Consider the following 11,069-nt stretch of genomic DNA (forward strand, 5'->3'; position numbering starts at 1 on the left):
ATGAAATATATAAGTTAAAAAGGGAAACTTAAAAAATAGATTATGGCTAATTTAACTCTTAACCAAATTTAAAGCACAAAAATAAAACTTTTTAGATGTTATATCCATTGATTTCCATAATCATAAAATACCAATGCCATCAAACAAGAAAAACATTTTCCATATAATGCTTTAATTTATTTTAACATTGTGCATTGTGCAGCCTCTTGAATCTTGCTATATTTCCTTACCCCTTTTTCTTCAAATAACAATTTCCTCATTTTTATTACCCTGTCATGACTTCCCCTTGCATGGTTCAGGGTGCGAAGCTACGGCCGGGCCCTAAAAATATGCAAGGCGCTTCGCGCCCTACGGGTTTTAGCGAAAATTTTTTCAATCCGTCCAGCGGGACGGTTGAAAATTTTTTCACCAAAAGCCTTGCATATTTTCTCCCCGTCCGTATCTGCCCCCTGAAACGAGCAAGGGGAAGCCACCGACAAGGCATAAAAAAAAAGTCAATGTTATGAAAAAGAGAACAGAAATACAGCAAGAAAGGTAAAGGAAGTCGTTTCACGGTGGAAATACCTATGTCGAAAGCCGAAGAAGTGCCGGAAAAAGAGATACAGACCTATATCCACCCAAAGGAAAGAAACATCAATGTCATCGCCATCGACAATGACGAGGTGTTGCTACTGATGCTGAAAGAGATGTACGCCCAAGAAGGGATACACTGCGACACCTGCACCGATGCGGCGGAACTGATGAAAATGATACGCCGCAAAGAATACAACTTGTTGCTTACGGACTTGAATATGCCCGGCATAAACGGCTTCGAGCTGCTGGAACTTCTGCGCTCGTCCAACGTGGGCAATTCACATACAATCCCCGTGGTCGTGGCAACCGCTTCGGGCAGTTGCGATGCAAAGGAACTATTGGAATGGGGCTTTGCTGGATGCCTGTTCAAGCCGTTCTCCATATCTGAATTGATGGAAGTTTCCGACAAGTGCGCCATGAAAGTAACATCCGACGGAAAGCCAGACTTTTCCGCCTTGTTGTCATACGGTGATGAAGCTGTCATGCTGGATAAATTGATAACAGAAACCGAGAAGGAAATGCAGGCGGTACGGGATGCGGCAACGCGAAACGACCTGCAAGAACTTGATGCCTTGACACATCACTTGCGCAGTTCGTGGGAGATACTCCGTACCGACCAGTCGTTAAGGGAACTTTATGGATTGCTTCATGGAAAGGATAAGTCCGATAACGAAGCGTTAAGTAATGCCGTGTCCGCAGTATTGAATAAGGGAGCGGACATAATCCGACAGGCAAAAGTGGAAAGGAGAAAATACGAAAATGGATAAGACAAGAATAATTGTGGTGGAGGACAACATCGTGTATTGCGAGTATGTTTGTAATCTACTTAAACGAGAGGGGTACAACACCGTGCAGGCTTACCACCTCTTGACAGCAAAGAAACATTTGCAACAGGCGACGGATGATGATATAATCGTTTCTGACCTGCGTCTGCCTGACGGCAACGGAATAGACCTGCTGCGCTGGATGCGCAAGGAGGGAAATATGCAGCCGTTCATCATAATGACCGACTACGCCGAAGTGCATACTGCCGTGGAAAGTATGAAACTCGGTTCGCTTGACTATATACCTAAAAAACTGATAGAGGATAAACTCGTCCCCCTTATCCGCTCCATACAGAAGGAGCGGCAGTCGGGACACAAACGGATGCCCGTTTTCGCCCGTGAAGGTTCCGCCTTTCAGAAAATCATGCACAGGATAAAGTTGGTAGCTGCAACCGACATGAGCGTGATGATATTCGGAGAGAACGGCACGGGCAAGGAGCATATCGCCCACCACCTGCACGAAAAGAGTAAACGTGCGAGCAAACCATTCGTGGCGGTGGACTGCGGTTCACTATCCAGAGAACTTGCGCCGTCGGCATTCTTCGGACACGTCAAAGGCGCGTTCACGGGGGCTGACAGCTCCAAGAAGGGATATTTCCATGAGGCGGAGGGCGGCACATTGTTTCTTGACGAGGTGGGCAACCTTGCAATGGAAACCCAGCAGATGTTGCTCCGTGCCATACAGGAAAGGCGTTATCGCCCGGTCGGTGACAAATCGGACAGGAGTTTCAACGTCCGTATCATCGCCGCCACCAACGAGGATCTGGAGGTGGCAGTGAGCGAAAAGCGTTTCCGGCAGGATTTACTCTACCGTCTGCAAGACTTCGTGATAACCGTGCCGCCGTTGCGTGATTGTCAGGAGGACATCATGCCGCTGGCGGAGTTCTTCCGCGAGATTGCCAACAAGGAACTGGAATGCAATGTGAGCGGTTTCAGTTCCGAAGCCCGTAAAGCGTTGCTGACACATCCGTGGCCGGGCAACGTGCGGGAGCTTCGGCAGAAAATCATGGGAGCCGTATTGCAGACACAGGAGGGTATGGTCACGAAAGAGCATTTGGAACTTGCCGTTACGAAACCGACTTCTCCCGTCAGCTTCGCCTTGCGCAATGATGCGGAGGATAAAGAACGGATATTGCGTGCTTTGGAACAAGCAAACGGCAACCGGAGCCTTGCTGCTGAACTGTTGGGAATAAGCAGGTCGGCACTATACAGCAAACTTGAAGAATATGGGTTAAAATATAAATTCAAGCGACCATAGCTGATAATTTATTGAATTTGACTATCTGCAAAGGTTTGTTATTCAAAAAAATAATGTTATCTTTGCAGATATAAAAGCGTTCTTTTGAATTACTGCAAAACGAGGTGAAATACAGAATTTCGCTGGTTTCTAAATCGTTACCTATTAAGCCGAGATATTCTGTAAACTATTGAATCTTAGCGAGAAAGAAAAACTGCTATGTCTTGCAAGGTGGGTGGTCAATGTTTTCTTTATACCGCAAATATCAGCAAGTTCCTTAAGGTAGGCGTTCATTTTTTGATTGCAAAGTACCGGAAAAAGCACACCATGTTTCTTACAATATTCATTGGTAGAATACTTTTCCAATATCTTTAATGGTATTTCCATCAATGGAATATTACACATGATTTTGGTCTTCTGTCTTCCCTTGCGTATCCACCTGACACCGTTCGAGTCCTCCACGATATGTTCCTTTCTCAAACCATGAATATCCGAGAAAGCCAAACCGGTGAAGCAACAGAACACAAAAATATCCCGTACCTGACTTAATCGTGGAATATCAATTTCCTTCGATATCAGCTTCTGGATTTCTGAATCTTCCAAAAAGTCCGGTTCCACCTTATCCAATGAAAATCTAATTTCTAAAAACGGATCGTTCTTCATCCATCCCTTAGCCAAAGCAATACGGATAATCTTCTTAAAATTCTTCAAATATTTGGTGGCAGTGTTATGACAACACTTTTTCTCTGTCTTAAGCCAGAACTCGTAATCCTCAACAAACTGGCGGGAAACTTCATCCAAAAGAATATCTTTCTTATGATATGTCTCCCAAACAAAATCCTGAGTATGCTTCAAGGATGTCTCATAACGCTGCACGGTTGCAGGCGCCATGTCCGTACCGGACAATTGGGCGCATTTATCATTATGTTCACGGAAAACCTCAAACAGGGTACGCTGTACGGGAGCATCCTTACCCCAAAAACGGTCCAGGACACTGCCGGCAGAAACCGCTACACCTTCTATTTCCAGTTCACGCTGAATTTTCATTATCCTCAAACGGATAGAATCAAGATACAGATTCAGTTCCTTGTACTCACGCTTCTTTTCCAGGGCCTTTCCTTTTGCCGCACTCCAGAATTCCGGAAGAATTGTTTTCTTCACTGAAGCATCAACCCGGACTCCATTCACTGTAATTCTCATCATTATCGGAGCCTCACCATTCCGATTCAATTTCGTCCTACGAATGTAGAACAATAGACAAAATGTTGTTCTTTCCATCTTACTTGTTTTTTAATCACAAAACTAAAATTCCAAGAGCAACAAGTCAAGATGCAAAACACTGATAAACAATGAATTATTTACTTAATAGGTGTACCTGACATTGAAGGCAAACAGGTACACCGAATAGTACACCGAAAGAATGCTTTGATATGCTTATTTTTGCTATGTACCAAAAACAAAAAATCCCTGTAAAGTATTAATTTACAGGGATTTTCTTCATTTTGCAATTCTTTCCAGCGGAGAGAGAGGGTTTTGAACCTATAACTCTAACCGCTTATATTTCAGCTACTTTGATTTCAAAATTTCAAATAGGTAACGAAACAGTAACGATTTTCAACCGTTAAGCCTGTCCGACTTTGACCGCTGTTTGTCTGCCTAACTTTCGGGTTCAAAGATATGGCTTTCTTTTGAAATATGCAAATCATTGAATATAAATATTCTGCGGTTAGTGCAAGGTGCAAGCTATATATATAAATATATACTTGCACCTTGCACTAAGATTTTGGCTTAAATCCCTCCTAATGCACCTGTCAAATCCTGTATATCAGAAAAACCATTTTCGTCAAGATATGAATTGATGCCGTTTATTACTTTTAGGCTTATAGTCGGGTCTATAAAATTATATGTCCCTATTTGAATAGCGGTAGCACCAGCAAGGAAAAATTCTATAGCATCTTGCCATGATGATATTCCACCTAAACCTATAATCGGAACTTTAACAGCCTTATATGTTTGCCAAACCATTCGTAATGCAACAGGTTTGATGCAAGAGCCGGACAACCCACCAGTTACAGTAGATAAGATAGGTTTACGAGAATTTATGTCTATAGCCATCCCCATAATTGTATTTATCATAGAAATAGCATCTGCCCCTGCATCTTCTACTGCTTTAGCAATATCTGCAATATTTGTTACATTTGGGGATAGCTTAACAATCAACGGCTTATTGTAAACCTGTCTGACTGCACTAACAACAGATGCTGCACCTTTAGTTGTTACTCCAAACTCCATACCTCCATGTTTTACATTCGGACAACTTATATTTAACTCTATTGCCGGAATTTTATCTAATGTGGCTACTGTTTCGGCACATTTTACATAAGATTCGATGGTCGTTCCTCCAACATTTACAATCATATTTGTATCTATGTCTTTTATTGTCGGATATATATTATTCACAAAATAATCTACACCTTTATTTTGAAGCCCAACTGCATTCAACATTCCTGATGGAGTTTCCGCCATTCGAGGGTACGGATTACCCTCTTGCGCATATAGCGTTGTTCCTTTTACAAATATTCCTCCTAATAAAGACACATCAAAGAAATCTGAAAACTCTGTTCCATATCCAAAAGTTCCCGATGCAACTGTTACAGGATTTTTAAAATCAATACCACTTATTTTTGTTTCTAATTTTGCCATTATAACGATTTTATGCGTTTACGATAATCTCTTAAATCCTCTTCCCTGAAATTATTTTTAATGGACTGTATTTCTTTTAATATCCGTTCTCTTTCTTTGGGTAGAACTCCAATAAAAGGTATGGGGTTAGATATAGTGTTTGCTAAAAGATGAACACAATTAGACGGTTGGAATCGTTCAATAAACATTTCCATTTCTTCTATCCGTTCATATTCCGATGCTTCAACAAATGTCCCCGTTCCTATTTCCTCATAAAGAACTGTATCGGGAAATACGGTTAAAGAAAGTACATTGATAATATACGGATGCAACAAACTAAAAGTATCAGCCGTATTAATAGCATTGCGCTCCCCTTGCCCCTTTCCTGCAAGCCCAATCAAATACGTGAAATTATATTCAATACCAGCATTCTCCAATTTTCGACATTGTTCAACAATATCCATAACAGAATACCCTTTATTCATTTGTGACAGCGTAATATCATCTCCACTTTCTGTCCCGATAGAAATCCGGTCATATCCTAATTGACGTAATTCCATCAATTGCTCTATTGTCTTTTGTTTTATATCGCTAATTCGAGCGAAACAGCCGATATTTTGCACTTCCGGAAGATATATCTTTATTAAAGTGGCAAGTATTTTCAGTTTTTCAAAGCTAAGTACAAACGGATTTGCACCAGTTAAAAATACTCTTCGTGCTTTTGGTTGATATAGCTGGGCTATTTCTAAATTCCTTTCAACTTCCTCACGGGAAGCAACTCTAAACTGCGTGTCTTTATACAAACTACAGAATTTACACCTATGATGTGAACATCCTATAGTGGCTTGAAGCAATAGTGAATTTGCTTCGTAAGGCGGTCTCCAAACAGAACCAGTAAATTGCATTCTTTTTAATTCCATTGATTTATCCATTTTATAATCACACCAAATTTTGTATTTCCAATATATTTAGTTACTTTTGCGCAAACAAAGATATAAAGTTACTTAGTATAAAAAAAGAACTTACATAAAGGTAAGATGCTTACCACAAGGTAACTCTTGTTGATTGACAATTATTTAAAGATAAAAAAATATGGAAGAAAATCATTATAGAGAAGCGGTATGTCCAGCGTGTGGCATTATAGACCGTTTTGGTGATAAATGGTCTTTAAGAATACTGGTCTTATTGCAAAAAAATGGGACAATGCGTTTTAATGAATTAATGCGCAATGTTCCTAACATATCTCAAAAGATGCTGACTACAGCATTGAAAAAATTAGAAGCGGATATGTTGGTAAATCGTAAATTATACCCCGAAATACCTCCTAAAGTAGAGTATAGCCTTACACCACTTGGTGAAAGTCTTATGCTACCTTTAGATGGAATTATTCAATGGGCATTGGAACATTCCGATGAAATTTTGAAACATCGTAATAAAATGGAATCAATTAAGAAAAAGCAGGATAGTTAATCATCCTGCTTTTTCTTATAGTTGTAGGTCGCAAATATTGCGCCCTCATTTGATTGACATTTTACTAACTGCCAATAAGAACCAAATGTTTCTCCGATAAAGCCTATTCCTTTTCCTACAAAAACCGGAATATGGCAAATAGTTATTTCATCCAATAATTCTAATTGAATTAATTCTGTTAATAATTTAGCACTTCCTATGACTAATATTTCATGGTGCTGCTTCAATCTTCTTATTGCATCCAATGGCTTTTCAGTAAGAAATGAAATATTGCTATTGGGGAGTATATTATAATCGGAATGTGAAACGACATAAATAGGCTTTGTTTTATAAACCTGCCCATCTAAATGCTCAAAAAGATAGTTGTATGTATTAGCACCGACTAATAAGCAAGAAGCATTTTCGAATAAACTTTTAGGTATCGCCCTTACGCTTTGTGGAATCCAATCCAATTCTCCATCGACAGACGCAATAAAACCGTCAAGAGATAGTGCTATAAATGATTTTATCTGCCCCATAAATATTGGTTTTAACAGTTAATAATCTTTGATAACTGCCCGCCAATACCCCCAAAAAGAAGCGTGGCTCTTACACTGCTTCAATGCGAGGTACTGGCAATACCCAAACGAGGAACAGGCAAGACCACGCTATGATAAAACATAGCATATCCTGCGCTGAATATCCCCTCGTTTTGAAAAGTGCCAGTTTTCGCATTGGGACGTTCGGCGAACGTATATGTTATATATAAAGACGAAATCACAGCCGAAGCTGTGCAATCGCCGTTATTTTCTTATGTTACTTTTGCAAAAGTAGTAAAAATCACTGGAATAACCTTGCAAATAATAGAAATCCTGCCGTGTTATCACAACATGACAGGACACAAACACATGAACCACACAAGTTTCGTCCATACGTTTATGGGTTGTTATGTTCTATTGAAGATTATATGAACCCATAACAAAGAAACTTTGGTTTGCCGTGTCTTTGGTGATGATGTCCCTTTCCCGCATGAAGCGGATATAACTCTTTGCAGTACGTTCCTTGATGTCCAAGACCTGCTGCAACTGCTCGCAAAGGTCTATATAGGTGATGCGTGTCTGCCGACCGAAGATGTCACGTGCTACATTCACCAGTTCCCTTTCCTTACGCTTCTCCTTTTCCTCACGGGGTTTCTCCCCTTTGTACACGTGCATCCCCGCTTCCTTGTCCCATGCAAAGAGCATCAAAGGAACGTCCAACGGGCTTCCGTCCCTTACTTTCAGAGCTTTTACCACCGACTGGGCGGGTTCTTCGTCTTTCTCTATCGAAAGGATTGTAGCCGCCTTACGCTGCAACTCACTGCCCAAATGTCCCCGTAACTTCAAGCCGTTCGGAACGAAGTGCAGCACACAAAGAATACAGGTGTTGTAGATACCCGCCAACCGATAAAGTTCATCTATCACCGCCACGCTTTCCGCTTCATCGTTGGCACTCTTTACAAGGTCTGCGATGCCGTCGATGACGACCAACTGGATGCCGCCGTACTGGTAGTAGAATTTATCCATGCTTTGTACTATGGCGTGTAAACGTTCCTTACGTGACATACCCGTCAGACAGAATGCTTTCAGTTCATCGGGTTTGTCCGGCTGTTTGGCGCGTATCAGCAGGTTGCTTACATTCTTGAACAGTTGTACTTCCGACTGTTCGGTATCATAGAGCAAAACCGCCTTGTGCCTGCCGTTGGCGGTTATCTGTACGCCCAACGTATCTACTTCCGCACCAGCCGGACAGATGCAGCCCGCCACAATTGCAGCTACATAATTGCTCTTTCCCGTTCCCTCGCCCCCGGTAATGCCGAACAGGTTACCTTGTGTTCCTAACGGAACGTCACCCGCCGAAATAATCTCTTGCGCTTTGGCGGGCGGGTTGTTGAAATCTATCTCGCATGATTTTAGCATAATCAATGTGTCGCTATACAGGTTGTCTAAAAAATCGATAAAAAGTTTCAGGAAATCTTCACGGGTGTTCCCGGCTTTGAAGTAGTCGGAAATGTCCTTTTCCTCTTTCGTTCCCGGAAGTGGGAGTAACAGGCGTTTCACGCCAAATTCTTCCAGTAGTTTTTCCTGCTTGCGTGAACTTTCCCTGCCCGTCTTGTCCATGTCAAAGAGCAGGACGATGTGTTTGAAACGGAACGTCAGCCGATAAACCAGCGTGGGCGGGATAGTCACCGTTTCGCTGTTGAAACAGATAGCATGAAAACCGTGTGCCGCCAGCGAAAGCACGTCTTTCTCGCCGCCCGTGATGAATAGCGTGTCACCTTTGGCGGGCAGTTGCTCCAGCCCGAAACAGTAGTTTTCGCCAAAGTTGCCGCCGTAGAGGAAGCGGGGCGTGGAGAACGGGCGGTACAGCTTGATGTGCTGTTTGCCTTTATAGCCGTACATGGGTTCTGCCACCGATGAAGTGTAGGTGTACGGTTTCCTCTCTGCCGTTTCACTGTGGTACTCCCGGAGCGAACAGACCTTGTAACGCTCCAGCAGTTCGGGCGTGATGCCATACTGTTGCCAGTACACCAGTTCGGCAAGAGGAAACTTCTGTTCCCGAAACTGGTAGGGCTTGACGGGCTTTTCGGGTGTTTCTTCGGGTTTGTCCGGCACTGCCCGGCGGACGGTTACAGGAGAAACGGAAACTGGAGTGCCGGAAGCCAGCCCCAAGCCCAAATCCCGGTCGATAATCTCCAGTATCTCCACGAAGTCAGCCGCCCGGTTACAGTCCAGCCCCTTTAGCTGCCCCACGAAGAAGAAACAGTCGCCACTGTAACTGTCATTACCGAAGTCTTTCATTTTATACATACCGCTATGACGGTCGAAGTAGATGTTACAGGAAGCCTTGCTGTCCTCGTACAGCGGGTTAAGAAAGTTGCGACCTATGCGCCAGTTGCCGGGCAGGTAGTGTTTGAATACCGCCAGCCCGTTACTTGTTCTTTCTAAGATTTCCTCTTTCCTTAGCATACAGTTGGTGGTTGGTTATCAGGTTGTCGATGTTCTCCTTGTTGCTCCTAATCAGGCGTTCTTCCAGCATCCGGCGTATCTCGCTGACCTTGTAGAAATAACGTCCCCTGATGTTGGAATAGGCGATAGTACCCGACACTCGCAGGCGTTGCAGGGTCTTTTCGCTTATTTTCAGAAACGTGCAGACCTCGTAGCTGTCCACCCACATATCTTCCTCGCTTTGCTTTGCCATTTCCGCATGGTTGAAGATGTAATCGGCAATAGCGGTAATCTTGTTGTCCAGTTCCTTATAGGCTTTGGACTCGAATGTTATTATTTCCATAAATGATAACTAATTGATTTGCCGCAAAATTGCATCTTTCTGTAAGATAAAAAATACAAGATTATATCAACTTGGTTGAAATTATTTTCAATGTCTTTTGAAGTGAATTTCAGAGAAAATTGCATGTTTCAGTCATATTCATATTGCCAGTCTGTATAAAAAGAAAAACTACCAAGTTGCTAATAACATGGTAGTTTTCTAATTGGTTAAATATCTTATCTACAGAATATCATCATCCATACGCTTTTGCAGTTGCTCTACTATGAATGTGAAAAAAGCAGTTCGGTCTTTCTTTCGATTTTTAAGGCTTAAATAGGTTCGGTAGTAATCTCCCAGTTCAATGCCAAATGCAGCTTCGATAAATGCCATAATTTCTTTTATCGTAGCATTTCCATAATTCAATGATTTTGCAGCAAACAATCCATATCCCCATTCTATTGCTTCAGATTTCGAGCTAGTCCATTTTAAACTAAAATCTGAAAGTGAAGTTCGTATTTCCGCAATCTGCGTTTTTCTATCTAATAACTGTAACTGGCGATTTAAATATATGCGCAACATTTCATTAGATAATATTTTTGCCACTTTATAGTCAAACCCGGTTGAAAAAGCAGGGTCTTTATCCAAAAAATTGCAATCTAAACATAACCGAAAGTTACTTTTATATCGAACAAAGTAATAAGTATCTAAATGCGTTGCTCTTGAACGGTAATACTGGTAAAAATCAAGATTTTGGTCAAAAAAATATTTCAGACTATTTAATTGACTATGAAGATATTCTCTCTGCACATCATCACTACCAATAGGACGTTTCATTTCAATTCTAACAACTTTATGAAAGAATATGTACCTACCAAGAATATCTGGCTTTATTTCTTTGAAAAAGTGAATTTCTTCTTGTTCACTCTGAAATTCGTATGCGATAGTCATTTCTCGCAATTTTTCAAACAATGGACGTATAACATCTACCTAAAGTC

The 11,069-nt window shown here is 41.6% G+C and carries 9 protein-coding genes and 1 pseudogene; 3 read left to right on the forward strand and 7 right to left on the reverse strand.

Going from position 1 to position 11,069, the window contains the following annotated elements; all coding sequences use genetic code 11:
• Window positions 1–524: 524 nt before the first annotated feature.
• Window positions 525–1,340 (forward strand): annotated as a pseudogene (locus JCM16496_RS19565) (response regulator); the annotation flags it as partial.
• Window positions 1,333–2,655 (forward strand): sigma-54-dependent transcriptional regulator, encoded by a 1,323-nt coding sequence (locus tag JCM16496_RS19570; protein ID WP_025836255.1) that lies wholly within the window; start codon window positions 1,333–1,335, stop codon window positions 2,653–2,655. The pseudogene JCM16496_RS19565 and the gene JCM16496_RS19570, both read left to right, overlap by 8 nt.
• Before the next feature lie 144 nt (window positions 2,656–2,799).
• Here the strand turns inward: JCM16496_RS19570 and JCM16496_RS19575 are convergent, their stop codons facing one another.
• The 3 genes from JCM16496_RS19575 to JCM16496_RS19585 all read right to left on the reverse strand — a co-directional run bounded on the left by JCM16496_RS19575 (window position 2,800) and on the right by JCM16496_RS19585 (window position 6,236).
• Window positions 2,800–3,912, reverse strand: a complete 1,113-nt coding sequence (locus tag JCM16496_RS19575; protein ID WP_025836256.1) for a site-specific integrase — start codon at window positions 3,910–3,912, stop codon at window positions 2,800–2,802.
• Between the two features lie 510 nt (window positions 3,913–4,422).
• Window positions 4,423–5,337, reverse strand: coding sequence for a dihydroorotate dehydrogenase (locus JCM16496_RS19580; RefSeq protein WP_025836257.1), 915 nt, complete (start codon window positions 5,335–5,337; stop codon window positions 4,423–4,425).
• Window positions 5,337–6,236, reverse strand: coding sequence for a radical SAM protein (locus JCM16496_RS19585; protein WP_128809746.1), 900 nt, complete (start codon window positions 6,234–6,236; stop codon window positions 5,337–5,339). Before JCM16496_RS19585 ends, JCM16496_RS19580 begins: the two co-directional genes overlap by 1 nt.
• A 172-nt stretch (window positions 6,237–6,408) precedes the next feature.
• Here JCM16496_RS19585 and JCM16496_RS19590 point away from each other — a divergent pair, with 172 nt between their 5' ends.
• Window positions 6,409–6,786 (forward strand): winged helix-turn-helix transcriptional regulator, encoded by a 378-nt coding sequence (locus tag JCM16496_RS19590; RefSeq protein ID WP_025836259.1) that lies wholly within the window; start codon window positions 6,409–6,411, stop codon window positions 6,784–6,786.
• Here JCM16496_RS19590 and JCM16496_RS19595 read toward each other — a convergent pair.
• From JCM16496_RS19595 to JCM16496_RS19610, 4 genes are all read right to left on the reverse strand, one after another.
• Window positions 6,783–7,304 (reverse strand): dihydrofolate reductase family protein, encoded by a 522-nt coding sequence (locus tag JCM16496_RS19595; RefSeq protein ID WP_025836260.1) that lies wholly within the window; start codon window positions 7,302–7,304, stop codon window positions 6,783–6,785. The genes JCM16496_RS19590 and JCM16496_RS19595 overlap by 4 nt on opposite strands.
• 414 nt (window positions 7,305–7,718) lie before the next feature.
• Window positions 7,719–9,773 carry a bifunctional DNA primase/helicase gene (locus JCM16496_RS19600; RefSeq protein WP_025836261.1) on the reverse strand — a complete coding sequence of 685 codons (2,055 nt, stop codon included), beginning with the start codon at window positions 9,771–9,773 and terminating at the stop codon, window positions 7,719–7,721.
• Window positions 9,736–10,095 carry a helix-turn-helix domain-containing protein gene (locus tag JCM16496_RS19605; protein ID WP_004294815.1) on the reverse strand — a complete coding sequence of 120 codons (360 nt, stop codon included), beginning with the start codon at window positions 10,093–10,095 and terminating at the stop codon, window positions 9,736–9,738. Before JCM16496_RS19605 ends, JCM16496_RS19600 begins: the two co-directional genes overlap by 38 nt.
• A 219-nt stretch (window positions 10,096–10,314) precedes the next feature.
• Window positions 10,315–11,022, reverse strand: coding sequence for an RteC domain-containing protein (locus tag JCM16496_RS19610; RefSeq protein ID WP_128809747.1), 708 nt, complete (start codon window positions 11,020–11,022; stop codon window positions 10,315–10,317).
• Window positions 11,023–11,069: the final 47 nt, after the last annotated feature.

Source organism: Bacteroides rodentium JCM 16496 (genome assembly GCF_000614125.1).
Lineage (GTDB): Bacteria > Bacteroidota > Bacteroidia > Bacteroidales > Bacteroidaceae > Bacteroides > Bacteroides rodentium.

Bases quoted from the DNA above. Each gene is read 5' to 3' on its own strand.
- JCM16496_RS19570 (WP_025836255.1), top strand. From the start codon at position 1,333: ATGGATAAGACAAGAATAATTGTGGTGGAGGACAACATCGTGTATTGC.
- JCM16496_RS19575 (WP_025836256.1), bottom strand. From the start codon at position 3,912: ATGGAAAGAACAACATTTTGTCTATTGTTCTACATTCGTAGGACGAAA.
- JCM16496_RS19580 (WP_025836257.1), bottom strand. From the start codon at position 5,337: ATGGCAAAATTAGAAACAAAAATAAGTGGTATTGATTTTAAAAATCCT.
- JCM16496_RS19585 (WP_128809746.1), bottom strand. From the start codon at position 6,236: ATGGAATTAAAAAGAATGCAATTTACTGGTTCTGTTTGGAGACCGCCT.
- JCM16496_RS19590 (WP_025836259.1), top strand. From the start codon at position 6,409: ATGGAAGAAAATCATTATAGAGAAGCGGTATGTCCAGCGTGTGGCATT.
- JCM16496_RS19595 (WP_025836260.1), bottom strand. From the start codon at position 7,304: ATGGGGCAGATAAAATCATTTATAGCACTATCTCTTGACGGTTTTATT.
- JCM16496_RS19600 (WP_025836261.1), bottom strand. From the start codon at position 9,773: ATGCTAAGGAAAGAGGAAATCTTAGAAAGAACAAGTAACGGGCTGGCG.
- JCM16496_RS19605 (WP_004294815.1), bottom strand. From the start codon at position 10,095: ATGGAAATAATAACATTCGAGTCCAAAGCCTATAAGGAACTGGACAAC.
- JCM16496_RS19610 (WP_128809747.1), bottom strand. From the start codon at position 11,022: ATGACTATCGCATACGAATTTCAGAGTGAACAAGAAGAAATTCACTTT.